This window comes from Lentzea sp. JNUCC 0626 (assembly GCF_043632865.1).
In the GTDB taxonomy this organism is placed as follows: Bacteria; Actinomycetota; Actinomycetes; order Mycobacteriales; family Pseudonocardiaceae; genus Lentzea.
Genome location: NZ_CP171635.1, coordinates 9,865,318 through 9,883,207, shown reverse-complemented (window position 1 = coordinate 9,883,207; position 17,890 = coordinate 9,865,318). Strand labels below are relative to the sequence as shown.

The window sequence follows — 17,890 nt, the reverse complement described above, 5'->3', positions numbered from 1 at the left end:
GGTAGTTGCTCGCGGGATCATACGTGGAGCGGTCCTGTTGAGACGCCCATAGCGCAGGAACCTTTACCTGGGCAAGTGGCGCGCTTTCTCCTAGCATCAATTCCGCTGATACTTTCAGCGGCGGATTGTGGAGAGATCTTGGAAAACCGGCTGAAAGTGTGGTGCGCCGGAATCAGCGATCAGGTGGCGGCGGGCACGACCACCGTGCTGGAAGGCGCTCCTGGCACGGGAAAGACGGCCGCGCTGGACGACCTCGCGGCACGCTGGGAGGCCTCCGGCAGGCACGTGGTGCGTGCTCGCGGAAGTGCATTGGAAAGCGATCTTCCATTTGGAATCGTGGCACAGCTCTTCGACCTGGTGGACCCGGATCTCGTTCCTGCCGAGGCGCTGGGTGCGGTGCAGCTCACTGCGTCCGCCGCCGATTTCTCGGTGCTGCACGGCGTCTACCGGCTCGTCGCCGCTCTGGGCGCGCGCAGCGAGGTGCTGATCGTCGTGGACGACGTGCACTGGGCCGACGCGGCGACGTTGCGCTGGCTGGCCTACCTGGCGTTGCGGGTGCAACGACTGCCGGTCGCGCTGGTGTTGTCCCTGGGCGTGGGCGAGCGGTGTGACGACCCGTCGTTCGGCGAGATCATGGCGGCGTGCCAGCGGATCACGCTGGACAACCTGACGCCGGCCGAGGTCGGGCTGCTGGTGGCCGAGGCGCTCGGGGAGGCGGCGCCCGAGTTCGTGGCCGCGTGCTTCGAGGCGACCGGCGGCAACCCGATGACGGTGACCCGGCTGCTGCGGGCGCTGGCCGAGGACTCCGTGCCTCCGACCGCCGAGGCCGCGTGGCGGGTGGCGCAGCGCGGTGCGGAGGTGGCCGGCGAGATCATGGCGGCCCGGTTGCGCCGCCGTCCCGCCGCCGTGGTGGCCGCGGCGCACTGCCTCGCCGCGCTGGGACCGTCACCGCATCCCGGTGTGCTGGCCGAGTTGACGCGGCTGAGCCCGGCCGAACTCGCCGAGGCCGTCCGGACCGTGGAACTGCTGGGTGTGGCCGGGCCCGCCGTGCTCGACGACATGCCCGCGCCCGCCCGTGCCGCCCTGCACCTGCGGGCCGCGCAGTCGTTGCGAGCGCACGGCGCGGCCGATCGGGCCGTCGCCGACCACCTGCTGGAGACGTCGCCGGGCCTGGAGCCGTGGGCGGGCGAGGTGCTCGACCGCGCTGCCCAGGAGGCGGTGAACCACGGCGACACGGCCGGTGCCGCCCGGTTGCTGTGGCGGGCGCTGCGCGAACCGGTGGCGAACCCGTCGCGGGCGTTGCGGTTGCTGGGGATCGCCGAGCTGGTCGGCAACCTGCCGGGCGCGACGGCCCGGCTGCGCGAGGCCTTTCAGTCCGATGTGGACGATGTGGAGTCCGCGATCGCGTTGTCCTACGCCCTGCACGCCGCCGGTGAACCCGCGGAGATCCGTGGCATTTTGGGCAGTTCTCCTTGCGCTGAGGCACATCTGGCCGTGCACGGGCTGGCGTGGCAGGAAGCGGTTCCGTCTTCCGTCTCGCTCGACTCCCCTGCCGGCGTGCTGCACCGCGTGATGGTCGGCGACATCAGGGCGTCCGAGGCGGTGCGGCTGGTGTCGACGGACGGCGTGCTGGCGTCGCTCGCGTCGGCGATGACGCTGAACCTCGCCGACTCGCTGGACGAGGCGCTGGCCGTGCTGGACGAGGTCGACCGCGCGCAGGCGCCGGTGCTGCGCGCGCTGACGAACGTGATGCGCGCGAACGTCCAGCGCCGCAAGGGAGATCTCGCCTCCGCCCGCGCCGACCTGGAGACCGCCGGGGTACACCTGCGGCAGGACCGCCGCTGGCACGCGGTGACGGCGTGGCACGCGGCGTTGCTCGCGGACATCCTGCTGGAGGAGGGCAGGCTGGACGAGGCTGCCCTGGTGATCGCCGAGGCCTCGACGGACGACACCCGCCGCGTGTGGTCGTTCGGCGGCGTGCTGACCGTGCGGGGCCGGATGCTGACCGCGCGAGGCGACGATCACGAGGCCCTGGAAGCGTTCCTGGCCGCCGGACGACACTGCGCGGCCTGGCCGTACCGCAACCCGGCGGCCCTGTCGTGGCGTTCCGGCGCTGCGTTGGCGTCCGCGGCGATGGGCGACGGCGAACGCGCCCGTGACCTGGCGATGGAAGAGGTCACCCTGGCCCGCGAGTGGGGTGCGCCACGGGCGTTGGGCATGGCGTTGCGCGCGGCGGGCCGGGTGACGGCGGGCTCGGCCGGGCGGACGTTGCTGGAAGAGGCGGTCCGCGTGCTACGCGGTTCCCCCGCCCGCCTGGAACTCGCGCGCGCGTTGGTGGACCTCGGCGTGGTGGTGCGCCGTCAGGGCGACACGGCCGCTGCGCGCGTGTGCCTGCGGGACGCGGTGGACCTGGCGCAGAAGTGCGGGTCGGCGGCGATGGCCGCGCGGGCCTACTCCGAACTGGTGGCCACCAGCGCCGGGCCGCGGCGGATGCGCCAGACGGGGCCGACCGCGCTCACCCCGGTGGAGCACCAGGTCGCTGAGTTGGCGGCACGCGGCCGTTCGGATGACGAGATCGCGTCGACGCTGCTCATGCCCGCTGAATCGGTCGCCGGCGTGCTGTCGGGCATCTACCGAAAGTTGGGCGTACACGGCCGATTGCATCTTGCCGATGCCCTGTTCGTGGACTAGTTCGGACCCGTTCGGCCGATGGTTGGATTGCGACTTTCGGCCCTATCGTCCTGTCGCATGGCGAGCGAATTTCAGCGCAGCAAGGTGGTTCTGGTCTTCGGGGCCATGGACGTCACCGGGGACGGCTACCTGACCGAGGAGGACTTCCGGCTCCTCGCCCAGCGCTGGTCGGGGTTGCGCGGCAGCGACGAGAAGCTGCTGACCCAGGTGATGCTGGGCTGGTGGACGACCCTGCGGGAGGCGGCGGGCGGTGCCGACCAGGTGACGCTCGACGACGTGCTGAGCGTCGTGGACCTGTTGCCGGACAACATCGAACCCGTGCTCGGCACGGCCGACGCGATGTTCGGTGTCGTCGACTCCGACAACGACGACTTCGTCTCCGAGGACGAGTACCGGGTGATGATCGAGGCGTGGCTCGGGCACGAGGGCGACACCGACTTCACCGTGCTCGACCTCGACGGCGACGGCAGGCTGTCGCGGGCCGAGTTCGCCACGCTGTGGGCCGAGTTCTGGGCCGGCGACGACGCGGACGCACCGGGTTCGTACGTGTTCGGGCCCGTTCAGGCCGCCTGAACGAGGGTGAAGAACTCCTGACGTGACGCGGGGTTCTCCCGCAGCACGCCCTTCAACGCGGACGTGACCGTGCGGGACCCCGTGACCCGCACGCCCCGCAGCGCCATGCACATGTGCTCGGCCTCGATCACGACGCCGACTCCCTTGGGCCGCAACTTCTCCTGCAACCAGTCGGCGACCTGCTTGGTGAGCCGTTCCTGCACCTGGAGATCGCGCGCGAACATCTCGACGACCCGCGCGAGCTTCGACAGGCCCAGGATCCGTTCACCCGGCAGGTAGCCGACGTGCGCGACGCCGTGGAACGGCAGCATGTGGTGCTCGCACAACGACTGCACCGGAATGCTGCGCGCGAGCACGAGTTCGTCGTAGCCCTCGTCGTTGGGGAACGTCGTCATCGTGAACTGACGCGGCGTCAGCATCTCCTCGTACGCCTCGGCCACGCGGCGCGGGGTGTCCGCCAGGTGCACCGAGTACGGGTCCTTGCCCAACGCCTTGAGCAGGTCTGTCACCGCTCGTTGCGCCGCTTCGACGTCCATGCGATCACGGTAGATCTGCTGGCCGAATTTAGTCAACAAGAGTAGTTTTTAGAGATGGCCGACCCCGTCGCCGCCGTCGCGGCCCTGGACGAACCGAACCGGCGCAGGCTCTACGACCTCGTGGCCGCCGCCACGTGCCCCATCAGCAAGGACGAGGCCGCACAGGCCGTCGACCTGCCCCGCACGACGGCCGCCTTCCACCTCGACAAGCTGGTCGAGATGGGCTTGCTCACAGTGGTCCACGAACGCCGCACCGGACGGTCCGGACCGGGCGCCGGGCGGCCCGCGAAGCTGTACCGGCGGTCGGACGAGCAGATCGCGGTGTCGTTGCCGGACCGGCGTTACGAGGCCGCGAGCCACCTGCTGACGGACGCGGTGGTGGAGGCCGAGACCACGGGCGAGCCGGCGCGGGTGATCCTGAACCGCCGCGCCTACGAGTGGGGCGCGGACCTCGCCGGGCGGGCGCCGGGCAGCGTGGTGGAGGCGTTGGCGCGCTTCGGTTTCGAACCCCGGGTCGAAGACGGCACGATCCTGCTGCGCAACTGCCCGTTCCACAGCCTCGCGCACCGGCACACGGAGTTGGTGTGCGGCATGAACCTCTGCCTCATCAGCGGCCTGCTGGACGGGATCGAGGCGAACGGGCACACCGCTCGCCTCGCTCCCACCCCCGGCCACTGCTGCGTCCGCCTCGATCCCGCCTAGCGGGCCCGCGCGTGCCGCTCGCTCAGGCGCCGTCTTCCAGGTCGCCCTCGGTCTCCAGGTAAGCCGCCCGCAGCGCGTCCAAAGTGGACTCCTCCGGGTGCTCCCACATCTTTCGCTCGGCCGCCTCCAGCAGGCGTTCCGCGATGCCGTGCAACGCCCACGGGTTCGACGTCTGCATGAACTTGCGGGTCTCCGGGTCGAGCACGTAGGTCTCGGTGAGCTTCTCGTACATCCAGTCGGCGACGACGCCGGTCGTGGCGTCGTAGCCGAACAGGTACTCGACCGTCGCCTGGAGTTCGAACGCGCCCTTGTAGCCGTGGTTGCGCATCGCCCCGACCCAGCGCGGGTTCACCACGCGGGCGCGGAAGATCCGCGACGTCTCCTCGGTGAGCGTGCGGGTGCGGACGGCCTCCGGGCGGGTGCTGTCGCCGACGTACGCGGCGGGTGCCTTGCCCGTCAACGCCTTCACCATCGTGACCATGCCGCCGTGGTACTGGAAGTAGTCGTCCGAGTCGGCGATGTCGTGCTCGCGGGTGTCGATGTTCTTGGCCGCCACCGCGATCCGCCGGTACGCCGACTCCATGTCCTGGCGCGCCTCGATGCCGTCGACGCCGCGGCCGTAGGCGTAGCCGCCCCACACCGCGTAGACCTCGGCGATGTCGGACGAGTCGCGCCAGTTGCGGCTGTCGATCAACGGCAGCACGCCCGCGCCGTACGCGCCCGGCTTGGAGCCGAAGACGCGCAGGGTGGCGCGGCGCTGGTCGCCGTGCTCCTCCAGGTCGCGCACCATGTGCGCCCGCACGAAGTTCTGCTCAGCCGGTTCGTCCAGCGCGGCCACCAGCTGCACGGCATCGTCCAACATGGACACGACGTGCGGGAAGGCGTCGCGGAAGAAGCCGGAGATCCGGACCGTGACGTCGATGCGCGGGCGGTCGAGCTCGTCGAGCGGGACGACCTCCAGGTTCGTGACGCGCCGCGACTGGTCGTCCCACACCGGCCGGACGCCGAGCAGTGCGAAGACCTCGGCGATGTCGTCGCCGGAGGTGCGCATCGCGGACGTGCCCCAGACCGACAGGCCGACCGACGGCGGCCACTCGCCGTCGTTCTCCTCGCGGTAGCGGGCGAGCAGCGAGTCGGCCATCGCCTGGCCGGTCTCCCACGCGAGCCGCGACGGGATGGCCTTCGGGTCGACCGAGTAGAAGTTGCGGCCGGTCGGCAGCACGTTCACCAGGCCGCGCAACGGAGAACCCGACGGGCCCGCCGGGATGTAGCCGCCGTCGAGCGCGTGCAGGACGTTCGTCATCTCGTCCGTGGTGCGGGCGAGCCTCGGCACGACCTCGACGGCCGCGAACTCCAGGATCTTCTGCACGTCCTCGGACTCGTGCAGACCTGCTGCGGCAGCACGATCCCAGCCCGCGTCCTCCATCGCCTGGACGAGCGCGCGCGCCTCTTCCTCAACCGCGTCAACGTCTTCGCGGCCGGTGGTCGTGAGCCCGAGCGCTTCCCGCAGGCCCGGCAGCGCGGCGACCTGACCGCCCCACATCTGCCGTGCCTGCAACATCGCGAGCACGAGGTTGACGCGGACGGACCCCGTCGGCGCCTCGCCGAGGATGTGCAGGCCGTCGCGGATCTGGACGTCCTTGACCTCGCACAGCCAGCCGTCGACGTGCAGGATGAACTCGTCGAACTCCGCGTCGTGCGGCCGGTCCTCCATGCCGAGGTCGTGGTCGAGCTTGGCGGCCTTGATCAGCGTCCAGATCTGCGCGCGGATCGCCGGCACCTTGGCCGGGTCCATCGCCGAGATGTTGCCGTACTCGTCCAGCAACTGCTCCAGGCGCGCGATGTCGCCGTAGCTGTCGGCGCGGGCCATCGGCGGCACCAGGTGGTCGACCAGCGTGGCGTGCGCGCGTCGCTTGGCCTGCGTGCCCTCGCCCGGGTCGTTGACGAGGAACGGGTAGATCAGCGGCAGGTCGCCGAGCGCCGCGTCGGTGCCGCAGGACGCCGACATGCCGACGGTCTTGCCGGGCAACCACTCCAGGTTGCCGTGCTTGCCGACGTGCACGACGGCGTCGGCACCGAAGTTCGACTCGACCCACCGGTACGCGGCGAGGTAGTGGTGCGACGGCGGCAGGTCCGGGTCGTGGTAGATCGCGATGGGGTTCTCGCCGAACCCGCGCGGCGGCTGCACGATCACCGCGACGTTGCCGGACCGCAGCGCGGCCAGCACGATCTCGCCGTCCTTGGACTTGCTGCGGTCGACGAAGAGCTCGCCCGGCGCCTCGCCCCAGTGCTCCTGCATCGACTCGCGGAAGTCGTCCGGCAGCGTCTCGTAGAACTCGCGGTAGTCGGCCGCGGCGATGCGGATCGGGTTGCTCTCGAACTGCTCCTGCGTGAGCCAGTCCGCGTCCTGACCACCGGCGGCGATCAGCGCGTGGATGAGCTTGTCGCCGTCGAGTTCGTCGACGCCCGGCAGCTCGTCGCCGATGTCGTACCCGTGCTCCTGCATGGCCTTCAGCAGCCGGACGGTCGACGCGGGCGTGTCGAGGCCGACGGCGTTGCCGATGCGCGAGTGCTTCGTCGGGTACGCCGACAACATCACGACGATCTTGCGTTCGGCGACGGGGATGTGGCGGAGACGGCCGTGCCGCACCGCGATGCCCGCGACGCGCAGCGCCCGTTCGGGGTCGGCGACGTAGACGGTCAGGCCGTCCTCGTCGATCTCCTTGAAGGAGAACGGGACCGTGATGATCCGGCCGTCGAACTCCGGGATCGCGACCTGGGTCGCGGTGTCCAGAGGAGACAGTCCGTCGTCGTTCTCGTCCCACGTCTCGCGGCTGGAGGTGAGGCAGAGTCCTTGCAGGATCGGCACGTCCAGCGCGGCCAGCGCGCCGACGTCCCACGCGTCGTCGTCACCGCCGGCGGACGCCTTGGCGGGGTTCGTGCCACCCGCCGCGAGCACCGTGACGACCAGCGCGTCGGCCTTGCGGAGCGTGTCGAGCAGCTCGGGCTCGGCGGTGCGCAGCGACGAGCAGTAGACCGGCAGCGGCCTGCCGCCCTTGGCCTCGATGGCGTCGCACAGCGCGTGCACGAACGAGGTGTTCCCGGCGACGTGGTGCGCGCGGTAGTAGAGCACCGCGACCGTCGGACCTTCGGCCTTCGGTTCATCCCGCTCCAGCACACCCCACGTGGGGGTAGCCGTGGGGGCCTCGAAGCCGTGGCCGGTCAGCAGCACGGTGTCGGAGAGGAACTTGTGCAGCTCGGTGAGGTTCGCCGGGCCGCCGTGCGCGAGGTAGAGGTGCGCTTCGGCACACACGCCACCGGGCACCGTCGACAGCTCCATCAACGCCGCGTCGGGCTGCATCTCGCCACCGAGCACGACCACGGGCAGCCCGCAGGCCAGCAGCCAGTCGAGCCCTTCCTCCCACATCCTGCGGCCACCGAGGATGCGCACGACGACCAGCTCAACACCCTCCACGAGTCCGGGAAGGTCGTCGACGGTCGTGCGTGCGGGGTTGCCGAGCCGGTACTCGGCACCGCTCGCACGCGCCGACAGCAGGTCGGTGTCGGAGGTCGACAGCAGCAGGATCACGCAGGGCTCCATCCCTCGTGGGGTCCTCGCCCCAGATTGCGGGTCACGGGCGAAGCAGAGTTCCTGACTCCCAGCCGGTTCGGCCGGTCACAGTGGCGGGACCGCGCCGGATTCGCACCGGCTTCCTCCTGCGCTTCGTCGTTCGAGCTCACCCTAACCGGCGGGTTACAGTCCGACCTATGCGTAGTCACCCGGATGCCTGCCCCGGCGCCGTCGAGCTGCACGCCGCAGCCGACGGTGGGCTGGCCCGCATCCGGGTGCCGGGCGGGACGCTCTCCGCTGCTCAGTGGGACGTCGTGCGGGCTGCGGCTGCCGAGCTCGGTTCGGGTGCGATCGAGCTGACCTCGCGGGCGAACCTCCAGCTCAGGGGCCTGGCGGACGGCGTGGAGCTGGGTGCGCGGCTGGCTGCGGCGGGGTTGCTGCCGTCTTCGACGCACGAGCGGATGCGCAACATCATCGCGGCGCCGCTGGAGGACAACCAGGGGCTGGTCGACGAGATCGACGCGGCGCTGTGCGGGGACGCTGCGCTGGCGGACCTGCCGGGGCGGTTCCTGGTGACGGTGGGGCACGCGGTGAGCGGGCTCGGCGGAGACTTCGGCCTGGTCAGCACCTCGGAGGGCACCGTTCTGCTGCTCGCGGGCCGCGACACCGGCGTCCGCGTCACCGATCCCGTCGACGCCGTCCTGTCCGCCGCCCGCCTCTTCCAGCAACTGCGCGGCACGGCCTGGCGCCTGTCCGAAGTGGACGACGGTGTGCGAAAGATCACCGCCCACTTCGGCACCTTCGACGCCCCGCGCATCACCCCGGCTGTGACCCCTGTCGCACCTTCACCGTTGACCCCGGGCGTCCCGCTCGGCCGCCTCGGCGCGGCGCAGCTGCCCGGCGTCGCCCTGCGCCTGACCCCGTGGCGCAGCCTGGTCGTGCCCGCCGGCACCGACACGTCCGGCCTCATCACCGACCCGCGCTCCCCCTGGCACGGCGTCAGCGCCTGCACCGGACGCCCCGGCTGCGCGAAGTCGCTCTCCGACGTACGCGCCGATGTGCGCGCTTGGCTCGATATGCCCCACCACACACACGGGCCAGGCCGGGTACCCCCAATTTCGATTCTAGGGAGCAGGTCCGACAGTCCGGGCGCTGTGCACTGGTCGGGTTGTGCCCGCCGCTGCGGCCGCCCGGCGGGCGATGTGATCGAGTTCGTCGCGACCGGCGACGGCTACGAGGAGATCCGTTGACGCAGTACATCAAGGACGGGGCGGAGATCTACCGCCAGTCCTTCGCCACCATCCGCGCGGAGTCGGACCTCAGCGGGTTCCCCGACGACGTGGCGCGGGTCGTCGTGCGCATGATCCACGCGTGCGGCATGACCGACCTGCCCGCCGACGTCTCGTTCTCGCCGAACGTCGTGCGCAACGCGCGCGCAGCACTCCAAGCAGGCGCGCCGATCTTGTGTGACGCCAACATGGTCGCGTCCGGGGTGACGCGCCGGCGGCTGCCGAAGGACAACGAAGTCCTTTGCTACCTCCAAGATCCGCGCACCCCGGAACTCGCCAAGACCATCGGCAACACGCGCAGTGCCGCCGCCCTCGAACTGTTGCAGGACCGGTTCGACGGCGCGGTGATCGCGATCGGCAACGCGCCCACGGCGTTGTTCCACCTCCTCGACCTGATCGCCGCCGGCGCACCGCGCCCGGCCGCGATCCTCGGCATCCCGGTCGGGTTCATCGGGGCCGCGGAGTCCAAGGAAGCTTTGGCCGCAACGGATCTCGAGCACCTCGTGGTGCGGGGACGGCGCGGCGGCAGTGCCATGACGGCGGCGGCCATCAACGCGATTGCGAGCGAAGAAGAGTGACTTACGCCCCAGCTCGATGGCTGGAGCGTCCACCGAGCTCACGCTCGGCAGTTCCTGCTTCTTCATCCTCGGGAAGGAGGAGGTTGCGACAGTTGCCTCTGCGGTTGACACCGAATCGGTCTTCCACCGTCTCCACAGGCCATGACCGCCAGCCCGGCGGCCAGAACGTTCTTCGCGGCATTCACATCACGGTCGTGGACCGCGCCGCATCGGCACGTCCACTCCCTCACGCTCAACGGCAAGGCGTTGACGACGTGGCCACACGTCGAGCAACTCTTGGTCGACGGGAACCAGCGGTCGATCGCGATCAGCTCACGGCCGTACCAGGCGGCCTTGTACGTCAGCATGAACCTCAGCTGTCGCCACGAGGCGTCCGAAAGGGATGCCGCAAGCCGGTTTCCACGACGCATCGCCGAGACGTTCAGATCCTCGATCACGATCGCTTGGTTCTCACGAACGAGCCGAGATGTGGTCTTGTGAAGGAAATCCCGCCTTCGGTCGGTGATGCGAGCATGGACCCGAGCCACGACACGCCGGGCCTTCTCCCGGTTGGACGATCCTTTCTGCTTGCGGGCCAGAGACCGCATAGCCTTGGCCAACCGCTCTCGGTCTCTTCTCTCGTGCTTCGGATTGGCGATCTTCTCACCGGTCGAGAGAGTCACCAACGCGGTCAAACCCGCGTCGATTCCGACGGCAGCGTTGGAGGCTTGAGGGTGGTGACCTACTTCGGCCTCGACCAGAATCGAGACGAACCAGCGTCCGGCACTATCACCGGAAACAGTGACGGTCGAAGGCCGAGCGTCATCAGGAAGCGGCCGAGACCAGACGATTCTCAGCGGTTCGTTCATCTTCGCAAGGCTCAGCTGTCCGTCGCGCCAGCGAAACGCCGACCTCGTGTACTCCGCCGAAGCACGCGACCTCTTACGAGACTTGAACCTCGGATGTCGCGAACGTTTGGCGAAGAAGTTTCCGAAAGCCACGTTCAGGTGTCTGAGAGCCTGTTGGAGAGGCACGCAGGACACGTCCCCGAGGAACGCCAACTCCTCGGTCCGCTTCCAAGCGGTCAGCATCTCCGAGGTACAGCTGTAGCTGACATGCCGCCGCTCAGCCTGCCAAGCCTCGGCTCTGGCCTCCAGGGCTTTGTTGTAAACCAGGCGTACACAACCGAAAGTGCGAGACAGCTCAGCTGTCTGCTCTTCGGTCGGGTAGAAGCGATACTTGAACGCTCGCTTCACCAGTGCCGCCCCCATGAAGACATTCTCGCAGAAGATCGTTTGGAGCCGTCATGACGGGCAAGCTCTACGGCGTCGGCCTGGGTCCCGGCGACCCCGAACTCGTGACGGTCAAGGCCGCGCGGCTCATCAGCGAGGCCGACGTGGTGGCGTTCCACAGCGCCCGCCACGGCAGGTCCGTCGCCAAAACCATTGCGGCGCCTTACTTCCGCAGCCAAGATGATCCAAAACCGCAGATCATGGAACAGCTCGTCTACCCGGTCACCACCGAGGACACCGACGACTACCAGGGCGAGATCGACTCCTTCTACGAGGAGGCCGCCGCCAAGCTGGCCGCGCACCTCGACGCGGGACGCACCGTGGTCGTGCTGGCCGCCGGAGACCCGTTCTTCTACGGCTCCTACATGCACATGCACAAGCGCCTCAAGGACCGTTACGAGTGGGAGGTCGTCCCCGGCGTCACGTCGGTGAGCGGGGCGAGCGCGGTTCTCGGGACGCCGCTCGTCGAACGCGACGAGGTGCTCACGATCCTGCCCGGCACGCTCCCGCCGGCCGAACTCGCGAGCCGTCTCGCCGACACCGACTCCGCCGCGATCCTCAAGCTGGGCCGCACTTTCGGCAACGTCCGGGAGGCGCTCGAAGCGTCCGGGCGGCTCGACGGGGCGTGGTACGTCGAGCGCGCCACGACCGGTCGGCAGAAGATGTCGCCGCTGGCCGACGTCGACCCCGAGCAAGTCCCGTACTTCTCGCTCGCGCTGCTGCCGAGCCAGTCGAAGCCCGCGAAGCCGAAGGGCGAGGTCGTCGTCATCGGCCTCGGGCCGGGCGACCGCGCGTGGCTCACGCCGGAGGCGCGCCAGGAGGTGGAGGCCGCCGACGAACTGGTCGGCTACAGCACCTATCTCGACCGCGTGCCCCAGCGCCCGGGGCAGAAGAAGCACTCGTCGCACAACCAGGTCGAGTCCGAACGTGCCGCGTTCGCGCTCGAGCTCGCCCGCAAGGGCGCGCGGGTCGCGGTGATCTCGTCGGGTGACCCCGGGGTGTTCGCCATGGCCACCGCGGTTCTCGAGGTGGCGGCGGAGACCGGTGACGTGCCTGTGCGCGTCCTCCCCGGTGTCACGGCCGCGAACGCCGTGGCGGCCAAGGCGGGTGCGCCGCTCGGCCACGACTACGCGGTGATCTCGTTGAGCGACCGGCTCAAGCCGTGGGACGTCATCGCCGAACGCCTGACCGCCACCGCGAAGGCCGATCTGGTGATCGCGATCTACAACCCCGCGTCCAAGGCCCGCACGCACCAGGTGGCCGACATGCGCGACCTGCTGCTCCAGCACCGCGCGCCGGAGACCCCGGTCGTCGTCGGGCGGGACGTGGGCGGCCCGGAGGAGGAGATCCGCGTGCTCACGCTCGGCACCCTCGACCCGGCCACGATCGACATGCGCTGCCTGCTGATCATCGGCTCGTCCCAGACGGTCGTGACCGCGCAGGGCGTCGTCTTCACACCCCGGCGGTACCCAACCAGCTGACCGCGTCGTCGACGGAGGCCACCGTTTCCACCGGCGGAAGCGGTGGCCTCCGGACGATCACGACCGGAATTCCGAGCACCTCGGCGGCGTCGAGCTTCGCCGACGTCATCGGGCCGCCGCTGTCCTTGGTGACGAGCACGTCGACAGCACGCGACCGCATCAGCTCCAGCTCACCGTCCACAGTGAACGGTCCGCGCGACAGCAACACCTCGATCCGTTGGGGCAGCGGGGGTTTCGGCGACTCGACCATCCGCGCCAGGAACCACTGCGGGCAGCCGGCGAACTCCGCCAGGTCCTGCCGCCCGGTCGTCAGGAACACCCGTTCCCCCGGCAACGCAGAAGCCGCCTCGGCCACGCTGTCCACCCACACCCAGCCGGGCCGGGGCTCGAACCCGGGCCGTCGCAGCACCAGCAACGGCACACCCACGCGCCGACAGGCCTCGAAAGCGTTAGCGGTGATCTGCCGCGCGAACGGGTGCGTCGCGTCGACCACGGCCCTGACATCGTTGTCCCGCAACCACTGCGCCAAGCCATCCGTCCCGCCGAAGCCGCCCACGCGGACTTCGCCGGCGGGAAGAGCGGGATTGCTGACTCGCCCGGCCAGCGACGAGACCACGCGGCAGCGCGGGGTGGTCGACCCATCGGCGCTCGGCGAAGCCGCAGCCAGCCGCCGCGCGAGGTCCCGCGCTTCCCCCGTGCCCCCGAGGATCAGGATCATCGAACGCGGGTGGCCGAGTACAGGTGGCTGTCCGGGAACTGCGTCGCGCCCAGCGTCCGGCCGACGATGATCACCGCGGTCCGCTTGATCCCGGCCGCCGCCACCTGCGCCGCGATGTCGTCCAACGTCCCGCGCAACACGACCTCGTCCGCGCGCGACGCGTACGCGACGACCGCGACCGGGCAGTCCAGACCGTAGTTCGGCACGAGCTCGGCGACGACGTCGGAAATCCGCTGCACGGCCAGATGCAGCACCAGAGTCGCGTGACTGCGACCCAGCGTGTCCAGGTCCTCACCCTCGGGCATCGGCGTGGCGCGCTGGGAGGTGCGGGTCAGGATCACCGTCTGTCCCACGCCGGGCACGGTGAGTTCCCGTTGCAACGACGCCGCAGCGGCCGCGAACGCGGGCACCCCCGGCGTCACGTCGTACTCGATGCCCAGAGCGTCCAACCGGCGCATCTGCTCGGCCATCGCGCTGAACACCGCCGGATCGCCCGAGTGCAGCCGGGCCACGTCGAGCCCGGCCTCGGACGCCGCGACCAGTTCCGCGACGATCTCGTCCAAAGTCAGCTGAGCTGTGTCGATCTTTCGCGCGCCCGGCGGGCAGAAGTCCAGCAGTTCCACCGGAACCAGCGCGCCCGCGTACAGGCACACCGGCGACGAGGCGATCAACGACTGCCCGCGCACGGTGATGAGGTCGGCCGCCCCTGGTCCGGCGCCGATGAAGTGCACGGTCACTTGATGACGCTCCACGTGGTCACGGGCATGTGCGGCCGCCACCCGGTGAACTTGCCGACCGCCGAACCCCGGTTCACCGCGATCCGCACCAGGTCGCCGCCGAGCTTCGCGTACCACTGCGCCACGACGGCCTCGGACTCGAGCGTCACGGCGTTCACCACCAAACGACCGCCGGAAGCCAAGGCGTCCCAGCAGGCCTGAAGCACGCCGGGCACCGTCACGCCGCCACCGACGAAGATCGCGTCGGGTTTCTCCAGGCCCTGCAACGCCTCCGGCGCGCGTCCGATGTGGACCTCCACGCCGGGCACGCCCAGAGACGCAGCGTTACGACCGATTCGCTCTGCGCGTTCGGCCGACTGCTCGACGGCGATGGCGCGGCACGTCGGATGCGTGCGCGCCCACTCGATCGCGATCGAGCCCGATCCCGACCCGACGTCCCACAGCAGCTGCCCGGGCAGCGGCGCCAATCTCGACAGCGAAATAGCCCGCACCTCTCGCTTCGTCAGCTGGCCATCGGATTCGTACACGTCATCAGGCAGTCCGGGAACCCGCGGGAGAGCGCTTCCGCCGTACTCGATCGCGATCACGCACAGCGGGTCCGAGTCCTGCCCGGACCAAGGGTAAACCCGCTCGGCGGCACCACCTAGCTGTTCGAGCACGATGATCGGTCCGGCAAGCGCCGCAACGGTCTCCGGGTCACCACCGAGCACGAGCACGCGCCGTCCCGGCGTCAACACGGGGCGTAGCAGGTCGGCCGAACGGGCCACCAGCGACACGACCTCGACCTCGTTCAACGCCCACCCGAGCCGCGCGCAGGCGAGGGACACAGAGGACGGATGCGGGATCACCGTGACCCGGTCGCCCAGCAGCCGCACCAAAGTAGTCCCGATGCCGTGGAACATCGGGTCACCGGAGGCCAGGACGCACACGTCCCGATGAGTTTCGAAAAGTCCGGGCAGTGCCGGTACCAGCGGCGACGGCCAGGCGACCCGCTCGAAGTCGCCCGGTACGAGGTCGAGTTGCCGCTGCGACCCCATCAGCACACGTGAGCTGGAAACAGCCTGTTGGGCGGCAAGGGAAAGCCCGTCCCAGCCGTCGGCGCCGATGCCGACGACCACGACGTCAGACGGTGCCGGTGACACGCTTCACCTGGATCTCGATGACGACGCGCTCGGGGTTGACCCGAGGCTTCTTGTAGCGCACCGCGTACCGCCGTTCGGCGTCGCGCACGGATTCCACGTCGTCGCGCACGACGGCCGGACCCTCCAGCGTGGACCAGCGCCGACCGTCCACCTGGCACACAGCGGCGTAGCCCGCCTCGCTGACGTGCTTGACCTTCCACGACGCGCCGGACGTGATGATCCGCGCGACACCGGCCTCGGCGTCGAACGTGACGCCGACCGGCACCACGTGCGGAGTCCCGTCGAGACGGACGGTGGAGAGCGTGCACAGGTGCCGCTCGGTCCAGAACTCGGTGAACGCGGTACCCCGGTCGATCGACATGGCACGCATCATCGCAATGCGGCGGCCGTGAACGAAAATCGACGCACCAGCGGAAGCCACTTCCGGTACGCGGCCAGATCGTCGGGCACCGCCAGATCACCGGCCAGCCGGTCCCGCTCCTGCCGCCAGTCCTGCCCCGACTCGATCGCGTCGAACAGCGCGTCGCACTGCCCCGAGCGGCCGACGAGCACGGCCAGCAGCACCAGCACGACCCGGTAGTCGGCGCTCAGGAACCCGTCGGACTCCAGCACCGCCGACCGCGCCCTGACCAACCGGTACAGGTTCACCAGGCGTTTGGCAGCCCGCGGCGTGCGCACCAACGGCGCGAGGCTCTCCAGGTACAGCAACTCCGGCCCGGTGATCCGCATGCCGCGCGGCTCCTGGTCGGGCGACCCGACCGGCTCCCCGGCCGGTTCCGGCGGCGCCACCCTCGGCAGGTTCTGGACGTCGTCGTCGAGCGGCGTGAGATAGCTCGCCTCGCCGAACTCCTCGCCCGCGAGATCGGACACGAGCCGCCGGAACCCCCCGCCCTCCATCGGCTGCAGGGCGAAGGTCACCTGGAAGATCTTCTCCAGGTAGTCGACCGGGTCGTCCAGCATCTCGCTGTAGTGCTGCTCCAACGACCTGAGCAGCCACCGCGCGTCCACACCGACCACCACCACGAACACGGGCTGCGCGAGCAGGAGGTGCACGGCCTCCAGCACCTTGATCACGACGGCCGGTGGACAGCGGTCGAGGTCGTCGACGTAGAGCACGATCCGTTCCGGGCCGGTGGCGCTGTCGGCGAGGATCGCCGCGAACATCTCGAGGTCCCTGCGCACCAGCGAGACCACGCCGAGGTGCTGCCGGTACTCGCCGTCACGGGTCCGCGCGTACTCCGCCACGTCCGGCGCGAGCTCCGCGATCGACCGCTCCAGCCCCTCGATCTCCTCGTCCAGCGCGGCGAGCCGGTCGTCGAGCGGATCCTGCCGGTCCTTGAGCTGCCGGAACCACGTCACGGCCTTGGAGGCCCGCACGAGCAGCGGCGTCGCCGCGGCCACCGACGCGGCGAGCGCGACCGGCCACTTCGCCGTCACGACGAACAGCCCGGCGACGACCAGCGCTCCCAGCAGCAACGAGAGCACCACGGCGCGATCGCGTCTGACCTCGCCCCACACGAACTCCGGCACCGTCACACCGGGCGCGACGAACGCCAGGTCGCCTTCGCTGAGCTGCCGGGAGAGCCTGCGCCGCGCCGACCCCGCGGTCTGCTGCTGCCGGGCGGCGACCGCCATCCGCTCGAGCCGGACGATCGACAGCCGGTCGACCAGTGACGTCTTCTCCTTGCGCTGCACGGCGAACTCGTCGGCGATGCGCTCCAGGTCGTGCGCCGGCCCGTTGGCGAGGGTGTCGAAGATGTGGGTGGCGAGCGACGCCCACAGATCGGCCTCGACGTAGTGCCAGGCGTTGAACCTGATCTGCCGCACCGACGAGCAGTACACGGGGTGCCGGCGGGAGAGGTCGTCGATCCGCCGTTCCAGCTGCCGCATGAAGAAGCTCTTGCCGCTGCCCCAGCTGCCGAACAACCCGATCGACAGCGGTGGCTTGATCAGCCGGGACGCCACCAGGTCCGCGAGCATCGCGACGTCGGGTTCGATCCCGAGCCGGTCCGCGCCGCCCTCGTCGTCCGCCCGGTAGCCGGCGTGCACCCGGACCGGACCGGCCTTGCGCACCTCGTGCAGGAACTCCTGCACCGTGTCGACCGGCGGCAGCGAGGGGTAGAGCCGCCGGACGTGGTCCTTCTCGTTGTCGCTCAGGTAGATCGACACCGGGACGACGACGGCGTCCACGACCCAGTTGGGGAGGTTGCGGGTGGTCGCCGACTGGAACACGATGATCCACCGCGGTGTGCTCAGGTCGATCCTGGCGGGCAGCGAGCCGTAGTCGAACCAGACCACCGACTCCGCGATCACGGGCTCGCCCTCACCGGGGTTCACCACGATGGGCTTGTCCGGCAGCGAGCGCAGCAACGCCTCGTAGACGGCCCTGCGCGCGCCGGCCCCGCCCGGTTCGGTCCGCACGAGCACGACGCCGGGACGCCTCAACGCGCGGTCCAGCTGCGCGTCGACGTCTCTGGACAGGTAGACACCCGGCGAGTCGCCCGGTTCCTTCAGCAGCTTCGCCCGGTCGACGTCCCGCACCCAAAGAAGATCATCCGCCACAACCCACGATTGTGGCGGATGATCGGCCTTCAGATGAGG

At 70.0% G+C, this 17,890-nt stretch carries 14 protein-coding genes and 1 riboswitch; of the genes, 6 read left to right on the top strand and 8 right to left on the bottom strand.

The window, feature by feature from the left end:
* Positions 1 to 138: 138 nt before the first annotated feature.
* Positions 139 to 2,691 (top strand): AAA family ATPase, encoded by a 2,553-nt coding sequence (locus JNUCC0626_RS46585; protein WP_394617005.1) that lies wholly within the window; start codon positions 139 to 141, stop codon positions 2,689 to 2,691.
* A gap of 57 nt (positions 2,692 to 2,748) precedes the next feature.
* Positions 2,749 to 3,264 carry an EF-hand domain-containing protein gene (locus JNUCC0626_RS46580; protein ID WP_394617004.1) on the top strand — a complete coding sequence of 172 codons (516 nt, stop codon included), beginning with the start codon at positions 2,749 to 2,751 and terminating at the stop codon, positions 3,262 to 3,264.
* Here the strand turns inward: JNUCC0626_RS46580 and folE are convergent.
* Positions 3,252 to 3,800, bottom strand: a complete 549-nt coding sequence (folE, locus tag JNUCC0626_RS46575) for a GTP cyclohydrolase I FolE (RefSeq protein ID WP_394617003.1) — start codon at positions 3,798 to 3,800, stop codon at positions 3,252 to 3,254. The genes JNUCC0626_RS46580 and folE overlap by 13 nt on opposite strands.
* Positions 3,801 to 3,854: 54 nt before the next feature.
* Here folE and JNUCC0626_RS46570 point away from each other — a divergent pair, with 54 nt between their 5' ends.
* Entirely contained in the window at positions 3,855 to 4,502 is a 648-nt protein-coding gene (locus JNUCC0626_RS46570; RefSeq protein ID WP_394617002.1) for a helix-turn-helix transcriptional regulator, read from the top strand.
* A gap of 22 nt (positions 4,503 to 4,524) precedes the next feature.
* Here JNUCC0626_RS46570 and cobN read toward each other — a convergent pair whose 3' ends face one another.
* A complete protein-coding gene (cobN, locus tag JNUCC0626_RS46565; RefSeq protein WP_394617001.1) occupies positions 4,525 to 8,091 on the bottom strand; it encodes a cobaltochelatase subunit CobN in 3,567 nt (1,188 codons plus the stop codon).
* 36 nt (positions 8,092 to 8,127) lie between these two features.
* Positions 8,128 to 8,263: riboswitch (cobalamin riboswitch) on the bottom strand.
* 7 nt (positions 8,264 to 8,270) lie between these two features.
* Between cobN and JNUCC0626_RS46560 the strand changes: the two genes are divergently transcribed.
* Together JNUCC0626_RS46560 and JNUCC0626_RS46555 are read left to right on the top strand one after the other, a co-directional pair.
* On the top strand, positions 8,271 to 9,323 hold the full coding sequence (locus tag JNUCC0626_RS46560) for a hypothetical protein (protein ID WP_394617000.1): 1,053 nt from the start codon (positions 8,271 to 8,273) through the stop codon (positions 9,321 to 9,323).
* On the top strand, positions 9,320 to 9,940 hold the full coding sequence (locus JNUCC0626_RS46555; protein ID WP_394616999.1) for a precorrin-8X methylmutase: 621 nt from the start codon (positions 9,320 to 9,322) through the stop codon (positions 9,938 to 9,940). Before JNUCC0626_RS46560 ends, JNUCC0626_RS46555 begins: the two co-directional genes overlap by 4 nt.
* Before the next feature lie 62 nt (positions 9,941 to 10,002).
* On the opposite strand, the gene JNUCC0626_RS46550 is transcribed toward JNUCC0626_RS46555, so the two are convergent.
* A complete protein-coding gene (locus JNUCC0626_RS46550) occupies positions 10,003 to 11,190 on the bottom strand; it encodes an RNA-guided endonuclease InsQ/TnpB family protein (RefSeq protein WP_394616998.1) in 1,188 nt (395 codons plus the stop codon).
* A 35-nt stretch (positions 11,191 to 11,225) separates the two neighbouring features.
* Between JNUCC0626_RS46550 and JNUCC0626_RS46545 the strand changes: the two genes are divergently transcribed.
* On the top strand, positions 11,226 to 12,692 hold the full coding sequence (locus tag JNUCC0626_RS46545; protein ID WP_394616997.1) for a precorrin-2 C(20)-methyltransferase: 1,467 nt from the start codon (positions 11,226 to 11,228) through the stop codon (positions 12,690 to 12,692).
* On the opposite strand, the gene JNUCC0626_RS46540 is transcribed toward JNUCC0626_RS46545, so the two are convergent.
* The 5 genes from JNUCC0626_RS46540 to JNUCC0626_RS46520 are packed head-to-tail and all read right to left on the bottom strand — an operon-like array spanning position 12,664 to position 17,851.
* On the bottom strand, positions 12,664 to 13,410 hold the full coding sequence (locus tag JNUCC0626_RS46540; RefSeq protein ID WP_394616996.1) for a cobalt-precorrin-6A reductase: 747 nt from the start codon (positions 13,408 to 13,410) through the stop codon (positions 12,664 to 12,666). The two genes, JNUCC0626_RS46545 and JNUCC0626_RS46540, sit on opposite strands and share 29 nt — an antisense overlap.
* Positions 13,407 to 14,147: a precorrin-4 C(11)-methyltransferase gene (cobM, locus tag JNUCC0626_RS46535; RefSeq protein WP_394616995.1), complete on the bottom strand. Its 741-nt coding sequence runs from the start codon at positions 14,145 to 14,147 to the stop codon at positions 13,407 to 13,409. Before cobM ends, JNUCC0626_RS46540 begins: the two co-directional genes overlap by 4 nt.
* The gene (cbiE, locus tag JNUCC0626_RS46530) at positions 14,144 to 15,289 is read right to left on the bottom strand and encodes a precorrin-6y C5,15-methyltransferase (decarboxylating) subunit CbiE (RefSeq protein ID WP_394616994.1); all 1,146 of its coding nucleotides are present in this window, start codon (positions 15,287 to 15,289) and stop codon (positions 14,144 to 14,146) included. The genes cobM and cbiE overlap by 4 nt, the downstream gene beginning before the upstream one ends.
* A complete protein-coding gene (locus JNUCC0626_RS46525; RefSeq protein ID WP_394616993.1) occupies positions 15,270 to 15,659 on the bottom strand; it encodes a TIGR03618 family F420-dependent PPOX class oxidoreductase in 390 nt (129 codons plus the stop codon). Before JNUCC0626_RS46525 ends, cbiE begins: the two co-directional genes overlap by 20 nt.
* Entirely contained in the window at positions 15,659 to 17,851 is a 2,193-nt protein-coding gene (locus JNUCC0626_RS46520; RefSeq protein ID WP_394616992.1) for a P-loop NTPase fold protein, read from the bottom strand. Before JNUCC0626_RS46520 ends, JNUCC0626_RS46525 begins: the two co-directional genes overlap by 1 nt.
* Between the last annotated feature and the right edge of the window lie 39 nt (positions 17,852 to 17,890).

Bases quoted from the DNA above. Each gene is read 5' to 3' on its own strand.
- JNUCC0626_RS46580 (WP_394617004.1), top strand. From the start codon at position 2,749: ATGGCGAGCGAATTTCAGCGCAGCAAGGTGGTTCTGGTCTTCGGGGCC.
- folE (WP_394617003.1), bottom strand. From the start codon at position 3,800: ATGGACGTCGAAGCGGCGCAACGAGCGGTGACAGACCTGCTCAAGGCG.
- JNUCC0626_RS46570 (WP_394617002.1), top strand. From the start codon at position 3,855: ATGGCCGACCCCGTCGCCGCCGTCGCGGCCCTGGACGAACCGAACCGG.
- JNUCC0626_RS46560 (WP_394617000.1), top strand. From the start codon at position 8,271: ATGCGTAGTCACCCGGATGCCTGCCCCGGCGCCGTCGAGCTGCACGCC.
- JNUCC0626_RS46550 (WP_394616998.1), bottom strand. From the start codon at position 11,190: ATGGGGGCGGCACTGGTGAAGCGAGCGTTCAAGTATCGCTTCTACCCG.
- JNUCC0626_RS46545 (WP_394616997.1), top strand. From the start codon at position 11,226: ATGACGGGCAAGCTCTACGGCGTCGGCCTGGGTCCCGGCGACCCCGAA.
- JNUCC0626_RS46540 (WP_394616996.1), bottom strand. From the start codon at position 13,410: ATGATCCTGATCCTCGGGGGCACGGGGGAAGCGCGGGACCTCGCGCGG.
- JNUCC0626_RS46525 (WP_394616993.1), bottom strand. From the start codon at position 15,659: ATGCGTGCCATGTCGATCGACCGGGGTACCGCGTTCACCGAGTTCTGG.